We start from the raw sequence: 18866 nt of genomic DNA, 5'->3' as shown, positions 1-18866 counted from the left end.
CAAAAAGGCCCACCCTCCCCAGGCAGGCCTCAAAGCCCTCTCACCCGGCCGGCCGCGCTCAACGCGGGCCGATGAGCAGCTTAATCGCCGTGCGCTCCTCCCCATCGATCTCAATCTCGGCAAAGGCAGGAACACAAACCAGGTCCATGCCATTCGGGGCGACGAAGCCGCGCGCAATGGCCACCGCCTTGACGGCCTGGTTCACCGCACCGGCGCCCACCGCCTGAACCTCTGCCGCGCCGTGTTCCCTGAGGACAGCCGCCAGAGCACCCGCTACTGATTTAGGGTTGGATTGAGCTGAAACTTTGAGTACTTCCACCTCTCTGCCTCCCTTAGTTAGATCGACCATAGGGCTCGTTAATTCTATTCGCCTCCTGCCGAAAAATTCCTGCTTTTCCCTGGCAGAGAAAAGGATGAAGTACGCTTTTTCTGCTGATAAAGTACTCAAGCAACCGGGTCGCCGCCGCTGCCTGCGGCTAGCCCGCCCCGAGCTCCTGCAGCAGGCGGCAGGCCGCCTCCTGCTCGGCCTCCTTTTTGCTCGCGCCTGTACCCCGGGCCCGTTCGGTCCCGTCGACAAAAAGGCCCACAGTAAAGGTGCGGGCGTGGTCCGGCCCGCTGGCGGTGAGCACCCGGTATTCGATGGCCACTTCCCCGCCTTGTTGCAGCCGTTCCTGCAGCTCTGTCTTGCAGTCCGTCTTTATCTCCTCTATTCCGTTCCAAAAGGGAGCCGCCAGCCGCTCCACCAGGGCCCGCGCCGCCGGCAGCCCGCCGCTTAAGTAAACCGCACCCAGGAGGGCCTCCACGGCATCCGCCAGCAGCGCCGGCCGCTGCCGCCCGCCCTGGGCCTCTTCACCCCGCCCCAGGTATACGGCCTCCGCCAGAGCGAGTTCGCCGGCCCACACGGCCAGGGTGGACTCACAAACCAGGGCGGCCCTAAGGCGCGTCAGCACACCCTCCGGGTCCGCCGCCCGGTCCTTAAAGAGCTTTTCGCTGATCACCAGCTCCAGCACCGCATCGCCGAGAAACTCCAGGCGCTCGTTGGAACGGGTCCCGTGTTCATAAGCGTAGGAGGAATGGGTTACGGCCTCCTCCAGCAGGGCCGGCTCCACCGGCACCTGCCAGGCCGCCAGCGTGGCCTTTAGTTTCTCCAACCCGCGCCCTTCACTCACGGTCCAACCTTCTCACCACTAAAGCTGCGTTGTGCCCGCCGAAGCCGAAGGAGTTGCTCAGGGCGGTTCGGACCTGTGCTTCCCGCGGTGTGTTGGGCACATAGTCCAGGTCGCAGTCGGGATCGGGGGTGGTGTAGTTGATGGTCGGGGGAATAATCCCCTCTTCCAGGGCGAAGAGGCAGGCGATCAGCTCCACCGCCCCAGCCGCTCCCAAGAGGTGCCCCGTCATCGATTTGGTGGAACTCACCGCCACCCGGTGGGCCTGCTCGCCGAAGACGCTCTTTATCGCCTGGGTTTCATAAAGGTCGTTGTAGCCGGTGGAAGTGCCGTGGGCGTTTACATAATCCACCTCCACCGGCGTCACCCCGGCATCGGCTAAGGCCAGGGCCATGGCCCGCGCCGCTCCTTCCCCTCCCGGCGCCGGGGCCGTTATGTGATAGGCATCGGAGCTGGCCCCGTAGCCGCAGAGTTCAGCGTAAATGTGCGCGCCGCGCGCCCGGGCGTGCTCCAGTTCCTCCACCAGGACCACCCCGGCCCCCTCGCCCATCACAAAACCGTCGCGGTCGCGGTCGAAGGGCCGGCAGGCATGTTCCGGGTCGTCATTGCGGGTGGAGAGGGCCTTCATGCTGCCGAAACCGGCCAGGCTGACCGGCGTGATGGGGGCTTCGGTTCCCCCGGCCACCACCACATCCACTTCGCCCCGCTGAATGAGGCGCAGGGCGTGGCCGATGGCATCCGCGCTAGAGGCACAGGCGCTCACCGTGGTCAGGCTCGGCCCTTTGATTCCGAGGAAGATGGAAATCTGGCCGGCCGCCATGTTGGGGATCATCATCGGGATGAAAAACGGGCTCACCCGCCCCGGACCCTTTTTATCGAGCACCAGCACCTGCTCGGTAAAGGTTTCAATCCCGCCGATGCCCGAGCCGATGGACAGGCCCACCCGGCACGGGTCTTCCTCCTCCAGCTTAAGCTGCCCGTCCGCCACCGCCAGGCGCGCCGCCGCCACGCCCAGCTGGCAGAAGCGGTCCATCCGGCGGCTCTCTTTTTTATCCATGTAGTCCGCCGGCTCGAAGTCACGGATCTCACCGGCCATCTGGCTGCCGAAGGGCGCGGGATCAAACCGGGTAATGCGGCCGATCCCGTTGCGGGCTGCACGCAGGCCTGCAAAGAAGCCTTCTTTGCCACATCCGATCGGGGTAAGGGCACCGATACCCGTTATAACCGCCCTCTTGCCCACAGGTTCCACACTCCTAACTTTGTAACGTAAAAGCAGGCTCTATGAAAAGTCCCGTAGCGTAAACTACGGGAACCTTCCTTAGCTAATCCCTACGAATTCGCCTTGATGTATTCCACCGCATCACCTACGGTAGCGATCTTCTCAGCGTCCTCATCGGGAATCTCGATCCCGAACTCCTCTTCGAGCGCCATCACCAGTTCAACGATATCGAGGGAGTCGGCTCCCAGGTCCTCGACGAAAGAGGCCTCTGGCGTCACCGCCTCCTCATCTACCCCCAACTGGTCAACAATGATCTCCTTGACGCGGTCGAAAATGGCCACAACCTTCACCTCCTTTCGCGTGCCCGCGCTACCTTAGGGTAAACCGAAGCAGGAGGCAGTATGCCCTACATCGCCAGCCCGCCGTCCACGGCCAGCACCTGGCCGGTTATGTAGGCGGCCGCTTCGCTGGCGAGAAAGGCCACAGCCCGGGCTACGTCCTCCGGCTCCCCGAAGCGCCCCAGGGGGATACGGCTCCGGTACGCTTCTCGTACCTCCGCGGGCAGCTTGGTCGTCATCTCGGTGGCGATGAAGCCGGGCGCCACGGCGTTGACCGTAATCCCCCGTCCTGCAACCTCCCTGGCCACCGACTTGGTAAAACCAATGATCCCGGCCTTGGCGGCCGCGTAATTCGCCTGCCCGGCATTGCCGGTCAGGCCCACAATGGAGGCGGTGTTCACAATGCGCCCCCGGCGCCGCTTCAGCATGCCCCGCAGCGCTGCCTGCGTACAGTGAAAGACGCCGCTTAAATTAGTATTTAAAACCGCGTCCCAGTCTTCTTCCTTCATGCGCAGCAGCAGCCCGTCGCGGGTGATGCCGGCGTTATTGACCAGGATCCCCACCGGCCCCAGGGCTGCTTCGGCCTCTGCCAGCAGCCGCCCCGCCTCCGCCGCTTGGGCCACGTCGGCCTGTACGGCCACGGCCCGGCCGCCTGCCGCCGTGATAAGCTCGACCACCTCCCGGGCCGCTTCCGCCCGGCCGGCGTAATTCACCGCCACTGGAGCCCCCAGGCGGGCCAGCTCTAGAGCGATCGCGCGGCCGATACCGCGCGAACCACCGGTGACTACGGCGGCCCCTGGAATCAATACCATTTTATCCAACCCCCTCAAGCTCTGCAAGGGTATTTTGGAGCGAGCTCAAGTCGCCCACCTGGAGGCAGCGGGCCCGGCGATCGATCTTTTTGACGAAGCCCGAAAGGGCTCGTCCTGGTCCCACCTCGATGAAGGTATCCACCCCGTCGGCCAGCATCCGCTGCACCGAGTCCTCCCAGAGCACCGGGTGGCTCACCTGCTTGACCAAGAGGTCTTTAACCTCTTCCTTGTCCCGCACGTACTGGGCCGTCACGTTGGCCACCACCGGCAGGTCGGGGTCGCTCAGGCTGACCCGCGCCAGCTCCCCGGCCAGGCGCTCGCCGGCCGGCGCCAGCAGCCGGGAGTGAAACGGCCCGCTCACCTTGAGGGGAATCACCTTCTTGGCGCCGCGCGCCAGGGCGAGCTCCGCCGCCGCGGTCACCGCGGCGGTCTCCCCCGCGATGACGATCTGCCCCGGGCAGTTGTAGTTGGCCGGCTCCACCACCCCCATGCCGGCAGCCGCGCGGCAGACCTCCTCCACCTCTTCCCGGCTCAACCCCAGGACAGCCGCCATGGTACCCTGACCGCTGGGCACGGCGCTTTCCATAAACTCGCCGCGCTTGCGCACCAGCCGCACCGCTTCCGCAAAGTCCAGCGTCCCGGCGCTCACGTGGGCCGAGTACTCGCCCAGGCTGAGGCCGGCGGTAACGGCCGGCTTGACCCCGTAATCCTTCAGAATCTCCCAGCAGGCTATACTGGTAGCCAGGACGGCGGGTTGGGTATTGGCGGTGAGGGTCAGCTCCTCCTCCGGGCCTGTAAAGCAGAGCTCGCTTAAGGGAAAGCCCAGCGCCGCATCGGCCTCGGCAAAGAGCGCCCGTGCCTTGGGATACCGGCGGGCCAGGTCCTGGCCCATGCCCACGTACTGCGCACCCTGGCCGGGGAACAGGAGCCCTATCTTTGCCACGTTCACACCTCCAGAATATGCACGTCTCGGGCGTTCGAAGCAGCCCGCCGGGCCAGTTCCGCCAGCACCGCGTCTGCTTCCTGCACCATGGTGGCGATGATGTCCCGCACCGGTAAAACTTTAGCGATGTACCCGGCGATCTGGCCGGACATCACCGAACCGTACTCCACGTCACCGTCGCGCACCGCCGCACGCAGCTTACCGGTGCCCAGCTTTTCGAGTTCCTCCCGGCTCGCCCCGGCCCGCTCCCGCTCAAGGAACTCGCGGGCCAGTTTGTTCTCCAGCACCCGCACCGGGTGCCCGGTACTGGCCCCCGTGACCACCGTGGAGCGGTCCCGGGCCTTGAGGAGGGCCTCCTTGTAGCGCGGGTGTACGGTGCACTCCTCGCTCAGGACGAACCGGGTCCCCATCTGCACGCCCTGGGCGCCCAGGGCCAGGGCCGCCGCCAGGCCGCGGCCGTCGGCGATGCCGCCGGCGGCGATCACAGGTATGTCCACAGCCGCCACCACCTGGGGCACCAACGCCATGGTGGTGATCTCACCGATGTGCCCCCCGCACTCCATGCCCTCGGCGATGAGGGCGTCGGCTCCCACGCGTTCCAAGCGCTTGGCCAGGGCCACCGAGGCCACCACCGGGATCACCTTGGTGCCGCCGGCATGCAGCCGTTCGATGTGCTTGCCCGGGTTGCCCGCGCCCGTGGTCACCACCGGAACGCGCTCGGCGATGACCGCTGCCATCACCTCTTCCACAAAGGGCGAGAGATAGTAGACGTTGACGCCAAACGGGCGGTCCGTGAGCGCCCGGCACTTGCGGATCTCAGCGGTGATGAGCTCGCCCGTCATGTTGCCGGCACCGATGATGCCCAGGCCGCCGGCATTGGACACCGCCGCCGCCAGCTCCGCCGTGGCCACCCAGGCCATGCCGCCTTGCAGAACGGGATAATCAATGCCGAGCAGGTCGCAAAGAGCTGTCCGCATCCTCTTCACTCCTTTATAGGTTTACCAGCGTACTGCAGCAGCGCCCCAGGTAAGGCCGGCGCCAAAGCCGACCAGCACCAGGATATCGCCGGGGTGAAAGCGCCCGGCGTCGGCCGCCTCCGCCAGGGCCACCGGGATAGACGCCGAAGACATGTTGCCGTAGCGGTCCAGGTTCACCAGCACCCGTTCCGGCGGTAGCTTCAGCCGGCGGGCGGCCGCGTCGATGATGCGCAGGTTGGCCTGGTGCGGCACCAGGTACGTCACATCCTGAAGCTCCAGGCCGGCGCGCTCCAGGGCCTTAACCGCCGCTTCACCCATGATCCGCACTGCAAACTTAAAGACCTCCGGTCCGTTCATGTGAATGTACTGCCGGCCCGCCGCCAGGTTCTCCGGCGTGAGCGGCTGCCGCGAACCCCCCGCCGGCAGGCAGAGGAGCTCGCCGCCCGCGCCGTCGCAACCGAGATAGGTGGAGAGAATACCCTGGCCCGGGGCCGCCGGGCCCAGCACCACCGCACCGGCGCCGTCGCCGAAGAGCACGCAGGTGTTGCGGTCCTGCCAGTCGGTGATTTTCGAGAGTAGATCCACCCCGACGACAAGGACATGATCGTAAGTTCCGCCGGCGATAAACTCCCGGGCCGTTGCCAGCGCGTACAGGAAGCCGGAACAACCGGCCTCCAGGTCAAAAGCGGCGGCCCGGCCGGCAGCCAAAGCGCTCTGCACCAGGCAGGCCGTGGCCGGAAAGGCCATGTCGGGCGTCACGGTGGCAACAATGATGAGGTCGATTTGCGCCGGCGCCACTTCAGCCCGCTGCAGCGCCTCCCGGGCAGCGACCACCGCCAGGTCGGAGGCGGCCGTCTCCGCTGCGGCGATGCGCCGTTCCCGAATGCCCGTACGGCTCACAATCCACTCGTCCGATGTCTCTACCATTCTTTCAAGGTCCTGGTTGGTAAGCACCCGCTCAGGCAGCGCCTGACCCCAACCCAGTATCTTGACCCCGCGCTGCTCGTTCATGTTTAAGCCTCGCTTCCTGCATCATTAGGCGCAGCTTGCGCCAGGGCGGCTATTTTGCCCACCACATCTTGTTCCAAGGATTCGCGCGCTGCCCGGATGGCGTTATGAATGGCCCGCGCGTCCGAAGAGCCGTGGCTGATGATGGTCAGGCCCTTTAGGCCGAGAAGTGGTGCGCCGCCGTATTCAGCGTAGTCCATTTTCGCTTTCAGGCGCTTCAAGGCGGGACGGGCCAAATAAGCGCCGGCCCGGGTGCTGAAGCCGGCCAGAAGTTCCTGCTTGAGCAGGCTGAAGAGGCCCTCTGCCAAGCCCTCGGCAAATTTAAGGAGGACGTTGCCGCTGAAGCCGTCACAAACGATGACATCGGCCGCCCCCAGCGGGACGTCCCGCCCCTCGATGTTGCCGATGAAGTTCAGGCCTGAGGCCGTAAGCAGCCTGCACGCTTCCTGCAAGACCGGCGTTCCCTTCCCGCTTTCCGCGCCCACGTTGAGCAGCCCCACCCGCGGGCGCGTCAGCTTAAGTACGCTCGCGGCATACAGGCTGCCCATCTGGGCGAACTGGAGCAGGTAATGCGGCTTTACCTCCACGTTGGCCCCGGCATCGATGAGAACGGCAAAGCCCCGTGTGGTGGGAAAGGGCGCGGCGATGGCCGGCCGCTCAACGCCGGGCAGGCGTCCCAGGGTAAAGAGCGAAAAGGCCATAGCTGCACCCGTGTTGCCCGCTGAAACCAGGGCCCCCGCACGCCCTTCCTTCACCAGCCGCGCGCCCACCGCGAGGGAACTGTCTTTCTTGTGCCGCAGCGCCTCCGCCGGATGCTCGCCCATCGCCACGCGCTCCCGGGCCGCAACCACCTCAACGCCGGGGCAGGGCAGGCCGGCCTCGGCGCCCACCGCTTCGATGGCACCCGGCTCCCCCACCAAGAGGATCTCCGCCTCGCCGGCACGGGCCGCCGCCACGGCCCCCCGCACCACCTCCAGCGGGGCAAAGTCGCCGCCCATGGCGTCCACCGCAATCTTCACACGGCACCGCTCCCTTCGTCCAGAGACACCATGATGAACTTGGCGCGGAAAACCTCACGTCCCTTTTTCTGCGTGCGCACGGTTACAAAGTACTTGTTCTGCCGCCGCCGGGTAACCTCGGCGCGGGCCACCAAGGTATCGCCCACGCACACCGGCAGCTTGTACTTGATATTGGCCACGCCGGTAAGCGCCACCTCGGCATCGATCACGGCCAGGGCCAGCGACTCAGCCTGGGCAAAGATAAAGTGCCCGCGCACCACTCCCGACTTTTCAAAGACCATGTCCGGGGTAGTGGTCAAAACCGAAAGGGCGCTCACACCCCGCTGGAGCTCGTACAGCTCGCCGACGATTTCCCGGCCGCGCACGGCGCGCAGCTGGCGGTACGCCCCTTCGGCCACGCGCCGGGTGCGTGCCCGCACTTCGGGGATACTAAGCTCCAGGCGGTCCAGGCGGATGGTCTGGCTGCTGACGCCGAAGCGCCGTGCCAGTTCCTCATCGGTGAGAAAGGGGTCCTCCTCCACCGCGCGCCGCACGGCGGCCAGGCGCTCACTCTTCGGCCACCGGCGCGTACCCATGTTTAGCACCTGCCTTTATGACCTGGTCATATATGCAGCTTGTAATAAAGTATAATGGAGCGTCCGAGGGTATGCAAGCCAAAACCTGGGGCAGGAAGTAAAAAGAGGCAGCCCTAGCTTACGCTAGGGCTGCCTCAGGCTTTTTCTACTCCGCTTTCTCTACTTTTACTACTTCTTTAGCCCCGTAATAGCCACAGGCAGGGCATACGCGGTGCGGCAGGGTCAGTTCATGACACTGCGGGCAACGGATAAGCCCCGGAACGGCCAGCTTCCACTGGGCACGCCGCCTATGAGTGCGGGCGCGGGACATCTTCTTTTTTGGTTGCGCCATACCGGCACCCCCTATCCATTATTTTCCTTCTTTGAACAAGTCGCGGAGAACAGCCAGGCGCGGATCCACCTCGTCTCCCCGGCAGCTGCAGGGTCCCTCGTTGAGGTTCTTCCCGCAATGCGGACACAGGCCCCGGCAATCCGGCCGGCAAAGAGGTTTCATGGGCAGTGCCAGAAACAGCGTATCCCTTACATCCTCGGTGATGTCGATGCGGTCGCCGCTGAACCCTCTGACCTCCAGATCCTCGTTCTCCGGTTCTTCTTCACTGCGGTGTTTCTTTCGTTCCTTGTAGCCGATGACGAACGGCGCTTCCAGGGCGTAAGGAAAAGCTTCCAGGCAACGGCTACACGTGAGCAGCAGCGTGGTCTTGAGCGATCCATCGGCCAGGATAATCTCGCCTGTATTTGTGAGCGTCAGCTTGACCGCAACCGGGTCGAGCACCTTTACCTCGGTACCGCCCCAGGCAAACGAGCCCCAGCGCTCCTTGAGTTCCACCTTAAGGACGGCGCCGGCAGAATACTTAATCGAGCCGACATCTACCTCCACGCGCCTCACCCACCAACGTTTGTATTATACTTTTCCCGCCCGCCGCTGTCAATGCAGCCTCAGCCGACGAGCTCCGCCGTTTCCTGGGCGATCATGAGTTCCTCATTGGTCGGCACGACCAGGATGCGCACCTTTGCCCCCGCCACGGCCACGTCAACCTCTTGGCCGCGTACCTTGTTTTTCTCCCGGTCGAGCTTCGCCCCCAGGAATTCCAGGCCGGCGCAGACACGCTCCCGAATCGTGATACTGTTTTCACCAATCCCGGCCGTAAAGACGATGGCATCCAGGCCGCCCATGGCCGCGGCATAGGCACCGATGTATTTGCGGGTCAGGTAGGCCAGCACGCTCAAAGCGAGCTCCGCCCGCTCGTTACCTTCTGCCGCTGCCGCCTCGATATCGCGCGCGTCGCTGGAGACGCCCGACAGCCCCAAAAGGCCGCTCTTTTTGTAGAGCACGTCGTTCATCGCCGCCGGGGTCAGGTTCTCCTTCTCCATAAGGAAAGGAATGATGGCCGGATCCACGTCACCGCAGCGCGTGCCCATGATGGTTCCGGAAATGGTGCCGAAGCCCAGGGAAGTGTCTACCGAGACCCCGCCTTGCACTGCGGTGATGCTGGACCCATTGCCCAGGTGACAGGTGACCAGCTTGAGCTCGCTGAGCGGCCGGCCCAGGAGCTTGGCCGCCCGCCGCGAGACATACTTGTGTGAGGTCCCGTGAAAGCCGTAGCGCCTAAGGCCGTACTTTTGATAATACTCGTAGGGAAGGCCGTACATGTAAGCTTCCCGTGGCATGGTCTGATGAAAAGCCGTGTCGAAAACGGCCACCTGGGGTGCGTCGGGTAAAAGTGCCCGGCAGGCCTCGATGCCGATGATGTTGGCCGGGTTGTGCAGGGGAGCCAGTTCGGAACACTCCCTGAGCGCCGCCATAACCGCCGCATCGACAACCACCGAGCGGGCGAATTTTTCGCCGCCGTGCACAACGCGGTGCCCGACAGCGCTTATCTCGCTCAGGTTTTTCAGCACGCCGTACTGGGGACTGAGGAGCGCGTCGATTACCAGCTGGATGGCAACCTTGTGGTCGGGGATCGCCTGCTGGATTTCGGTCTTTTGGCCGTTGGTACGGTGGGTGAGCAACGAACCTGCAATACCGATGCGCTCCACCAGGCCCTTAGCCAGCACCTGTTCGCCTTCCATGTCGATAAGTTGGTACTTTAAAGATGAACTGCCGCAGTTGATCACCAGGACCTTCACTTTTTCACCAGCTCCTTTTCCCAGGGCTGCGCCCGGGCAGCGCAGCTTTTCCTTATACGCCGGAGGACGGCTTGCGCCTACGCGCCCTGCACGGCGGTGATGGCAATCACGTTGACAATATCTTCGACACTGGCGCCGCGGGAGAGGTCGTTGACCGGTTTGGCCATGCCTTGGGACACCGGGCCGATGGCCTCCGCCTTGGCCAGCCGCTGCACCAGCTTGTACCCGATGTTGCCCGCCTCAAGGTCGGGGAAAATGAGGACGTTCGCCCTCCCCGCCACGGGGCTGCCCGGGGCTTTACGCCGCCCAATCTCCGGAATGATGGCCGCATCCAGCTGCAGCTCGCCGTCGAGAAGAAGCTCGGGCGCCTTTTCTTTCGCAATGGCCGTCGCCTTGGCCACCTTGTCCACCAGCTCGTGCTCGGCACTGCCTTTGGTCGAGAAGGAAAGCAGCGCCACCCGCGGCTCCATTCCGACGAGCGACCGGGCCGTTTGGGCCGATGCCAGGGCGATGGCCGCCAGTTCTTCGGGATTCGGGTTGGGGTTAAGGGCGCAGTCGGCGAAAACGAAGACCCCCTCTTCCCCAAGTGAGCAGTCCGGCACCACCATGACGAAGGCGCTCGAGACCAGAGGGATGCCGGGCGCTGTCTTAATGATCTGCAGCGCCGGGCGGAAGGTGTTGGCGGTGGTGTTCACCGCTCCCGAAACGTAGCCGTCGGCGTCGCCCTCTTTTACCATCATCGCGGCGTAGTACATGGGATCGGCAACCAGCTTTCGGGCATCCTCCAGGCTGAGGCCCTTGTTCTTTCTCAGTTCGTGGAGGGCCTCGGCATAGGCCGGCGCCTTGGGCGAGCGGGTCGGGTCAAGAACCTCCACGCCGTCGGCCTCGCCGCCGGCTTTCTTCAGCGCGGCCCTCACCTCATCCTCCCCGCCGAGCAGGATGGGCCGTGCCAGCCCTTTTTCTTTGGCGATCAGCGCCGCACGCACCGTCCGCTCTTCGGCACCTTCCGGAAGTGCAATGGTCTTCCCCAGCCGCCGGGCTTCTGCATAAATACGGTTCATAACATCCATAAAAATCCTCTGGCGACCGCCCGGGACATCCCGGGCCGCCTCCCGCTGCCAGTTACGCCCCTTTCTCACCCATAGTTGCCCTTCTTGCCGAAGGGCGTGTTGTGGGAGGCCGTTTTTTCAAGCCCGTGGGCCAACCTTGCTGCGGTGCTCACCGTCTATTCTTGGCCCCCAGGCAGAAAATATGTTTCCGCACCCTTCTTCCTCTTCGACACCGCTTGTTAATCTCCTGCTTGTCCTCCCCGCCGGCCTGGTGCATGGTTCTTTCGCATACCGTTCGTCGCGTAGGTGAGGCAATAAAAAAGCGGGGCATCCCCCCGCGCGTGCCGGATTGCTATTTGTTTTTGCCGGCGGCCTTGTACACCATGGCCTGGTGCTCCGGATCTACTTTGGCGCTGCCATGGGTCTTGCTGCCGAGAAAATGCAGGCAGATGTGCCCCGGGAAGTTGTTACCGGAAAGGTCGCCGCTCCCGTGCGGCATGCCGTTTATCGACGCCGCCACCGGTCCCGCCCCGTAGTCCACCAGTACGGCCCGCCGCTCCCAGCTCCAGCGGCCGTATATCTTCCTCAGTTTTTGGGTGTCCTCGGCGGTGGCAGGCTCAACGTCGGCATGGTAGTGCCCGCCCCGCCGCCGCACCCGGAAGGTAAGGCCCGTTTCCACGTCGGTAACGGTCGCCGTCGTCCCATCGCGAAAGGCGCGCGCCGCCTCCTCCCACCGTACCAGGCGACCCGACCCGGTGCCGGCCGCCTGGCCGCGGTCGGGGGTAGGTGCACTGCGCAGAGCAAGCGGCGGCAGGCGCAGCTTCTCGCCCGCCACCAGGCCCCGCTCCTGCAGCCCCGGGTTGGCCTCCGTCAGGGCCTCCACCGTGGTAGCAAACCGCGCGGCCAGAGCAGGCAGGGTATCACCCGGCTGGACCGCGTAACGTACGCGCAGCAACGCCGCCCAGGTGTCCGGCCCGACGACACCGTCCACCGGCAAACCGTGTCCGGCCTGGAAGGAACGCACCGCCTGTTCGGTAACGGGGCCGTAAACCCCGTCCGGAGTGACGGCAAAGAGCGCCTGCGCGCTCAAAAGTTCCTGGAGAACCCGCACGCCCTCGCCGCGGCTGCCTGGCTGGAGCGCTGCGGCGGGGCTTGCCCCCACCGGCAGCGCGCCCGCCAGAAGGATGGAGACGATTAGTGTCGCCGCTGCTGTTACAAGGCCTGCGCGCCGCATGCCTTGCCCCTCCCCTCCTTCTTACCGTTTGCCGCCAACCCTTACTTTATTTTTATTCGCGCTCTTTCTTACCAGTTCCTGCCGCTTTCTTCCTTCCCGCCGGCTTTTTTTCTAAAGCTTCTTTAATAGCCGGCAAAGCCGCCTCGGCAGCCGCCCGCCCCCGGCGGATAAGTTCCGGCCCGCGGTCCAAGCGCAGCGGGCTGAACTCACCCACCGCCGGCCGGATAAAGACATCGGCGGTGCAGGCTTTAAGCCGCATTACCTCTTCCTGCATGATATCGATGGCCTGCATGGTGATTTCCGGCAGGGTACGCAGCCGGCTGGCCTTAAGGCTGGGACCCACATCTACGGCCACCACCGCAGCCGGGGCCAGCTCACTGGCCACCCGTACCGGAACACGGTCCACCAGACCGCCGTCCACCAGGAGACGCCCCCTGTGCCGTACCGGCCGGAAAACACCGGGAATAGCGCAACTGGCCAGGACCGCATCCACCACCGGTCCTTCCTTCAGTACCACCTCTTCCCCCGTTTGCAGGTCGGTAGCGACCACCGCAAAAGGCAGGTAGAGATCGGCAAAGGTTTTGCCTCGCAGAAGCAGGCTGAGCAGGCCGCGCAGCTTTTCGCCGCCCACCAGTCCTTCCTTCGGGAGAACGAAATCGGCCACGTGTTTCAGCCGCAGGTGGCAGGCCAGCTTTTCCAGTTCGTACAGGTCAACGCCGGCGGCAAACAGGGCCCCCACCAGAGCGCCGATGCTGGTACCGGCCAGCCAGCCGATGTTTATGCCGGTTTCCGCCAGCACCTGCAGTACACCGATGTGGGCCAGGCCGCGGGCTGCGCCTGCGCCCAAGGCCAGCGTAACAGCTGGGTTCATGTTCTCCCCCCTCACAAGCGCCGTCGCGGGCCGCGGCGCCGCTGGCATATTGCCGCAGCCCGGCCAATATAATCTCAAGAGAAACATTCCAGCCCAGACAAGGGGGCAACACGCACATGGTCCGCCTTCCCAGCCGCCGCCGCTTCAAGAGCTACCTTGGGACGTACGCCCTCGCCGGCATAGCCGTCGTCCTTACTGTCTGCATGGTGCGCTACCCCGACGTGGCCTTCCAGGCGGCCGTTCATGGCCTGGGCGTCTGGTTTGAAATTGTCTTCCCCGCCCTGCTCCCCTTTTTCATCGGTTCAGAGATTCTCATGGGCCTGGGCGTGGTCCACGGCATGGGCGTTCTCTTGGAGCCTTTTATGCGCCCGCTTTTCAATGTCCCCGGTGCGGGTTCTTTCGTCATGGCCATGGGTCTGGCGTCCGGTTATCCCATCGGTGCCGTTCTCACCGCCCGTCTGCGTAAAGAGAAGCTCTGCACCCGCGTTGAAGCGGAGCGCCTGGTCAGTTTCACCAACACCGCCGACCCGCTCTTTATGATCGGAGCGGTGGCGGTGGGGATGTTCAGCATCGTCCAGATCGGAGTGGTGATCTCCCTGGCGCACTACATCGGTGCGATTCTAGTGGGGTTTGTCCTTCGCTTTTACGCCGCCGGCGACCGGGAGCGCATCCCCCAGGACAGCGGGCAAGGCAACATCTTGGTGCGGGCACTGAAGGCCCTCTACCGAGCACGGGTGGAAGACGGCCGCCCCTTCGGCCGGCTCCTCGGGGACGCCATCCGCCAGTCCGTGAACACGCTCCTTGTGATCGGCGGGTTCATCATGCTGTTTTCGGTGATCATTCAAATCGCCACCGCGGTAAAACTTACTTCCTCCCTGGCCGGGGCGTTTGGCCGGCTCCTCCTCTTCTTCGGCCTTGATCCTAATCTCGCGCCGGCCCTCGTCAGCGGCTTCTTCGAAATCACCATCGGCAGCGACCTGGCGGCCAAGGCCACAGACCTCAGCGGTACCGCCCTGCCGCTCTTGCAGCGGGCAGTGGTCGCAGCGGCCATCATCGCCTGGAGCGGGCTCTCGGTCCACTTCCAGGTGGCCGCCATGGTCAACGAAACCGACATCAGGCTGACGCCTTATGTAATCGCCCGTCTCCTGCATGCCCTTTTCTCCGGTGTAGTGGCTTACTTCTTGATGCCACATGTTATGAAAGCCAGCGCCCCCCTGGCTGCCCCGGTTTTCGCCCCCCTGGACGCAGGCGGTACAGCAGTCCTGTGGCGCTGGCACCTTTTATACCTGGGAGCCCTGCCGCTCCTGACCCTCCTCTTCTTGGGGCTCCTTTACGGTCTCGCGGCCACCGTGCGCCAGGCGCGCATCGTGTCTTTTCTCTGGCGCCGCTAGTTTACTGTTCCTTCGGTTTTAAGGCTTCCCGGCCCTGGCGGATACTGCTCAGCGCCTGCGTCAAGTACTCCTCCAGCCGCCCCAGCACGCCCTCGGCATACTCGTTGGCCCCGGCCCGGATCTCCCGGGCCGCCTTTTGCGCCTGGGCAGTGATCTCCTGCGCCTTTTGCTGGGCCAGCTTCAGCACCTCGTGTTCCTCCACCAGTTTCTGCGCGTAACTCTGGCCCTGCTCCGCCAGCTTGCGCGCTTCTTCCTCCGCCTCTTTCAGGTACCGCTGGCGCTCCCTAACCAGCCAGCGCGCCTGCCGGATTTCCTCCGGCAGGCTGTGACGGATCTGTTCGATCAGCTCAATGACCTCGTCTTCGCTGAGTACCAGCTTTCCTGTCAAGGGTATCCGCGGTGCCTGTTCCAGCATGGCTTCCAGTTGATCCAGTTGGTCGAAAATGTCCATCCTCGTCTCCTCCCCCCGCCTCCAGGCCTAGACCCGGTACTTTTGCCGCAGCCACTTCTCCACCACCGGCGGAACCATATCGCGCACGCAGCCGCCGTAACTCGCTACTTCTTTGACAATACTGGAGCTGAGAAAGCTGTATTCGGAACTCGTCATCATAAATAGGGTTTCGACGTTCTCGTCCAGTTTCTTCGTGGTGAGCGTCATTTGGAACTCGTAATCGAAGTCCGAAATCGCCCGTAGGCCCCGCACCACGATGTGGGCCCCACGGCGGCGCACGTACTGAACCAGGAGCCCGTCGAAGCTGTCCACTTCCACGTTGGGGAGGTCCTCGGTAACCGCCTTCAGCATCTCCACCCGCTCCTCGGTGCTGAAGAGCGGCTTTTTGTTGGCCTGCCGGCCTACGGCGACGATCACGCGTTCAAAAATGCGGGCCGCACGGCTGATGATGTCCAGGTGTCCGTTTGTCACTGGGTCAAAACTTCCCGGGTAAACTGCTATCGGCATGGAAACCTTCCTTTCGCATCGCTTCTAGGTAGGGGAAGTAGCCGGGCCGGGAAGGGTTGCCGTTTTAAGGCTGTAGAAGCTCAGCATGGTGTCGCCGTAGCGCTGCTGCCGGAGGCGCGTAAGGTCCCCCGCCGCTTCAGGCAACTCTTCACCGCGGGCATGCTCGTAGACCACCAGCCCGTCCCGGGCCAAGAGAGCAGGATTTATCGCATGGAGCAAAGCCGCCCCCATACCCGAGCGGTAGGGGGGATCAGCAAAGATGATCTCGTAAGGCTCATCCCGACCGCCGGCGCGGGCCACGTAGGCCAGGGCATCGGCTTTAACCACCTGGGCCCGGGCCGCGAGCCGGCACCGTTCCAAATTAGCGCGTACCACAGCCAGGCTGGCCGGATGATTATCCACAAAAACAGCGCAGCGGGCCCCGCGGCTAAGCGCCTCAATACCGAGTGCGCCGGTCCCGGCGAAAAGGTCCAGCACCTTGGCTCCCGGTACCCGGTGCTGCAGAATATCAAAAAGCGCTTCGCGCACGCGGTCCGAAGTCGGTCGCACGCGGCGCCCTGCCGGGCAGAGCAGGCGCCGGCCGCGCTCTCTTCCTGCGATGATGCGCACGGTGTCACCCCTCGCCGGCTTTCCTTTATTCTACCACAGGCTTCCTCGGAAAACCACCAATTCGACATAATTTGGGGGCGCGATGCCGCCCAGCTGCTTCATCGCGCCCCCCGGATGCGAAGGGCTAAAGCTTCATTTCCGGTACCGGTTCCTTAATGATGAGGTCGGCCGCAGTAGCTGCCTTCACCTGGTCCACCGTCACCCCTGGAGCCACTTCTTTAAGCACCAGGCCCTCGGGGGTCACTTCCATTACGGCCAGCTCGGTGATGATAATGTCCACCGCCTTGGCCGCCGAAAGGGGCAGCGTGCATTTCTTGAGGATTTTCGAGCGGCCCTTCTTGTCGGTGTGCTGCAGGGTGCAGATGACCTTTTTCGCACCCACCAAAAGGTCCATGGCCCCGCCCATGCCCGGCGTCCATTTGCCGGGCCCCAGGGGCAGCGCCCAGTTGGCGATGTTGCCCTCCTGGTCCACTTCCAGTGCACCCAGGATGGTAGCGTCCACGTGGCCGCCGCGGATGATGGCAAACGAGGTCGCCAGGTCGAAGGTGGAGCCGCCCGGCAGCACCCGGGTCGGTTGGCAGGCCGCGTCGGCGATGTACGGGTCTTCTTCGCCCTGGCGGGTCACCGTCTCAAAGCGCAAGATGCCGTTTTCGGCCTGCAGGATCACCTCCACGCCCTCGGGAATAAACGAGGCGGCCATTACGGGGATACCGAAACCGAGGTTCACAACGTACCCGTCTCTGAATTCCTGCGCCGCCCGGCGGGCGATGAGCTCACGTGCGTCCATCGTTCCTTCCCCCTTTACGCCAGTTTCTTGTTCTTGGTCCAGAGGTCGCGGAAGATCTCCCGCGTCTTCTCTTCGCCGTAACCCCTGACCACGGCGTCGACGAGAATACCCGGCGTGCCGACGCGATCCGGTTCAATTTCCCCCGCCTCTACCACGTAGTCCACCTCGGCGATGACGTAGTCGGCCGCCAGGGCCATGATGGGGTTGGAATTGGGCGTACCACGGTAAAGGATGTTGCCGACCTTATCGGCTTTGTAGCCGCGGATGATGGCCACATCGGCCTTGAGCGGCGTCTCCACCAGATATACCCGGCCGTCTACCGTAACCTTCTGTTTGCCCTCTTCCATAAGCGTGCCGACGCCGGTGGGGGTAAGGATGCCGCCCAGCCCGGCCCCGCCGGCCCGGATCTTCTCGATCACCGTGCCCTGCGGGTAGAACTCCACCTCAAGCTCGCCGTTTTTGTACTGCTCGACGGCGGCCGGGCAGGTGCCGATGTGAGAGCCGATGTACTTCTTCACCTGGTGGTTCTCAATCAGTTTGCCGATGCCAAAGCCGCCCCCCGGGTAGGCATTGACGGCGGCAATCAGGGTAAGGTCCTTCACCCCCAACTCCACCAAGCGGTCGATGGCGGCCAGGGGGGCGTTGAGGTCGAGAAAGCCGCCGATCATGATGGTCATGCCGTCCTTGACGTGGCTTAGGGCGGCATCCAGGGAAACCTCTTTCGACTTCATGTGGTCCACTCCCTTCTGGCGTTTAGAGTGCAGTGCTATTCTTCCCCGCCGGCGCCGCTCTTACTTCCTGGCGTTCAGCTGCGCCAAGAGGGCCGGGATAACCTCGCGCACATCGCCGACGATGCCGTAGGTGGCAAAATTGAAGATGGGGGCACCGGCGTCTTTGTTGATGGCCACCACCAATTTGGCCTTCTCCATGCCCACCGTGTGCTGGACCGCGCCCGAGATACCGCAGGCAATGTACAGCTTGGGCGCGATGGTCTTGCCGCTCTGACCGATCTGGTAGGCGGCATCGATCCAACCTTCGTCCACCGGCGGCCGCGTTGCGCCGACGACCCCGCCCAGGGCCCGGGCCAGCTGATAAAGGAGGGCGAAGTTTTCTTTGGAACCCATGCCGCGCCCGCCGGCCACCACCACCTCGGCTTCTTCCAGTTTAGAAGCAGGCTGTACTTCGGCCAGCACTTCCCGCACCCGGGTACACAAAGCCGCGCTGTCCAGGGAAACGCCGACCTCCTCGATACGGCCCCGGCGCGCCGCATTCTTCTCCGGCTGTGGAAAAACGTGCGGCCGTACCGTAGCCATCTGCGGGCGGTGCTCGGGGATCACGATGTCCACCATTACGTTGTCGCCGTAAGACGGCTTCGTCTGCACCAGGAGGCCGTCCTTGTCCAGGCTTAGGTCCAGGCAGTCGGCGGTAAGCCCTGTCCGCAGGCGGGCTGCCAGCCGGGGTGCCAGGTCACGCCCCTGGCTGGTGGCCCCAAAGAGCACAATGGACGGCCGGCGGGCCCGGATAAGGCCGGCCAGCACCTCAGCGTAAGGCAGGGTCCGGTAGGAAGCGAGCTCCGCGTGATCGGCCACAAGAACGGTGTCAGCGCCGGAAGCTATCAGCTCGGCGGCCAGTCCTGCGACCGGGTGGCCGGCCAGGACCACCGTCACCGCAGCGCCCGCAGCCTCTGCCAACGCCCGCGCCTTACCCACCAGCTCCAAGGTCACCGGCGCCAAACGCCCCTGGTTGGTTTCTGCAACAACCCAAATCTCCTGCATCCTCACAA

The 18866-nt window shown here is 64.1% G+C and carries 23 protein-coding genes; 1 reads left to right on the top strand and 22 read right to left on the bottom strand.

The annotated features are described in order from the left end of the window. Positions 1-58 precede the first annotated feature (58 nt). From K5554_RS07870 to K5554_RS07795, 16 genes are all read right to left on the bottom strand, one after another. Positions 59-319 carry a stage V sporulation protein S gene (locus K5554_RS07870; RefSeq protein ID WP_221037963.1) on the bottom strand — a complete coding sequence of 87 codons (261 nt, stop codon included), beginning with the start codon at positions 317-319 and terminating at the stop codon, positions 59-61. Positions 320-476: 157 nt separating this feature from the next. Then, the gene (gene rnc / locus K5554_RS07865) at positions 477-1169 is read right to left on the bottom strand and encodes a ribonuclease III (RefSeq protein ID WP_221037962.1); all 693 of its coding nucleotides are present in this window, start codon (positions 1167-1169) and stop codon (positions 477-479) included. Further along, positions 1162-2406 (bottom strand): beta-ketoacyl-ACP synthase II, encoded by a 1245-nt coding sequence (fabF, locus tag K5554_RS07860; protein ID WP_221037961.1) that lies wholly within the window; start codon positions 2404-2406, stop codon positions 1162-1164. Before fabF ends, rnc begins: the two co-directional genes overlap by 8 nt. Before the next feature lie 89 nt (positions 2407-2495). Next, positions 2496-2726, bottom strand: coding sequence for an acyl carrier protein (gene acpP / locus K5554_RS07855; protein WP_221037960.1), 231 nt, complete (start codon positions 2724-2726; stop codon positions 2496-2498). 65 nt (positions 2727-2791) lie between these two features. After that, on the bottom strand, positions 2792-3535 hold the full coding sequence (gene fabG, locus K5554_RS07850; RefSeq protein ID WP_221037959.1) for a 3-oxoacyl-[acyl-carrier-protein] reductase: 744 nt from the start codon (positions 3533-3535) through the stop codon (positions 2792-2794). Position 3536: 1 nt separating this feature from the next. Further along, positions 3537-4478, bottom strand: coding sequence for an ACP S-malonyltransferase (fabD, locus tag K5554_RS07845; protein ID WP_221037958.1), 942 nt, complete (start codon positions 4476-4478; stop codon positions 3537-3539). Positions 4479-4480: 2 nt separating this feature from the next. Further along, entirely contained in the window at positions 4481-5455 is a 975-nt protein-coding gene (gene fabK, locus K5554_RS07840; protein WP_221037957.1) for an enoyl-[acyl-carrier-protein] reductase FabK, read from the bottom strand. 21 nt (positions 5456-5476) lie between these two features. Continuing rightward, complete coding sequence (locus K5554_RS07835) at positions 5477-6466, bottom strand: beta-ketoacyl-ACP synthase III (RefSeq protein WP_221037956.1); 990 nt, start codon at positions 6464-6466, stop codon at positions 5477-5479. A gap of 2 nt (positions 6467-6468) precedes the next feature. Continuing rightward, on the bottom strand, positions 6469-7482 hold the full coding sequence (gene plsX, locus K5554_RS07830) for a phosphate acyltransferase PlsX (protein ID WP_221037955.1): 1014 nt from the start codon (positions 7480-7482) through the stop codon (positions 6469-6471). Next, positions 7479-8057, bottom strand: a complete 579-nt coding sequence (fapR, locus tag K5554_RS07825; RefSeq protein WP_221037954.1) for a transcription factor FapR — start codon at positions 8055-8057, stop codon at positions 7479-7481. Before fapR ends, plsX begins: the two co-directional genes overlap by 4 nt. Positions 8058-8202: 145 nt before the next feature. After that, positions 8203-8388, bottom strand: coding sequence for a 50S ribosomal protein L32 (gene rpmF, locus K5554_RS07820; RefSeq protein ID WP_221037953.1), 186 nt, complete (start codon positions 8386-8388; stop codon positions 8203-8205). 18 nt (positions 8389-8406) lie between these two features. Further along, positions 8407-8934, bottom strand: coding sequence for a DUF177 domain-containing protein (locus K5554_RS07815; RefSeq protein WP_221037952.1), 528 nt, complete (start codon positions 8932-8934; stop codon positions 8407-8409). A gap of 59 nt (positions 8935-8993) precedes the next feature. Continuing rightward, complete coding sequence (locus K5554_RS07810; protein ID WP_221037951.1) at positions 8994-10184, bottom strand: acetate/propionate family kinase; 1191 nt, start codon at positions 10182-10184, stop codon at positions 8994-8996. A gap of 77 nt (positions 10185-10261) precedes the next feature. After that, positions 10262-11254: a phosphate acetyltransferase gene (gene pta, locus K5554_RS07805; protein ID WP_221040554.1), complete on the bottom strand. Its 993-nt coding sequence runs from the start codon at positions 11252-11254 to the stop codon at positions 10262-10264. A 331-nt stretch (positions 11255-11585) separates the two neighbouring features. Beyond that, the gene (locus tag K5554_RS07800; protein ID WP_221037950.1) at positions 11586-12467 is read right to left on the bottom strand and encodes a peptidoglycan-binding protein; all 882 of its coding nucleotides are present in this window, start codon (positions 12465-12467) and stop codon (positions 11586-11588) included. Positions 12468-12519: 52 nt separating this feature from the next. Continuing rightward, positions 12520-13338 carry a patatin-like phospholipase family protein gene (locus K5554_RS07795; protein ID WP_221037949.1) on the bottom strand — a complete coding sequence of 273 codons (819 nt, stop codon included), beginning with the start codon at positions 13336-13338 and terminating at the stop codon, positions 12520-12522. A gap of 116 nt (positions 13339-13454) precedes the next feature. Between K5554_RS07795 and ylbJ the strand changes: the two genes are divergently transcribed. Further along, a complete protein-coding gene (ylbJ, locus tag K5554_RS07790; RefSeq protein ID WP_221037948.1) occupies positions 13455-14729 on the top strand; it encodes a sporulation integral membrane protein YlbJ in 1275 nt (424 codons plus the stop codon). Between the two features lies 1 nt (position 14730). Here ylbJ and K5554_RS07785 read toward each other — a convergent pair whose 3' ends face one another. The 6 genes from K5554_RS07785 to K5554_RS07760 all read right to left on the bottom strand — a co-directional run bounded on the left by K5554_RS07785 (position 14731) and on the right by K5554_RS07760 (position 18858). Beyond that, positions 14731-15180 carry an ATPase gene (locus tag K5554_RS07785; RefSeq protein ID WP_221037947.1) on the bottom strand — a complete coding sequence of 150 codons (450 nt, stop codon included), beginning with the start codon at positions 15178-15180 and terminating at the stop codon, positions 14731-14733. Positions 15181-15207: 27 nt separating this feature from the next. After that, a complete protein-coding gene (gene coaD, locus K5554_RS07780; RefSeq protein ID WP_221037946.1) occupies positions 15208-15687 on the bottom strand; it encodes a pantetheine-phosphate adenylyltransferase in 480 nt (159 codons plus the stop codon). A gap of 24 nt (positions 15688-15711) precedes the next feature. After that, positions 15712-16296, bottom strand: coding sequence for a 16S rRNA (guanine(966)-N(2))-methyltransferase RsmD (gene rsmD, locus K5554_RS07775; protein WP_221037945.1), 585 nt, complete (start codon positions 16294-16296; stop codon positions 15712-15714). A gap of 124 nt (positions 16297-16420) precedes the next feature. Next, positions 16421-17083: a 3-oxoacid CoA-transferase subunit B gene (locus K5554_RS07770; protein ID WP_221037944.1), complete on the bottom strand. Its 663-nt coding sequence runs from the start codon at positions 17081-17083 to the stop codon at positions 16421-16423. Positions 17084-17097: 14 nt separating this feature from the next. Continuing rightward, positions 17098-17814 (bottom strand): CoA transferase subunit A, encoded by a 717-nt coding sequence (locus K5554_RS07765; protein ID WP_221037943.1) that lies wholly within the window; start codon positions 17812-17814, stop codon positions 17098-17100. A 60-nt stretch (positions 17815-17874) separates the two neighbouring features. Then, a complete protein-coding gene (locus K5554_RS07760) occupies positions 17875-18858 on the bottom strand; it encodes an electron transfer flavoprotein subunit alpha/FixB family protein (protein ID WP_221037942.1) in 984 nt (327 codons plus the stop codon). Positions 18859-18866: the final 8 nt, after the last annotated feature.

The organism is Gelria sp. Kuro-4, from assembly GCF_019668485.1.
In the GTDB taxonomy this organism is placed as follows: domain Bacteria; phylum Bacillota; class DTU030; order DUMP01; family DUMP01; genus DUMP01.
This window is presented reverse-complemented; position numbering and strand designations above follow the sequence as displayed.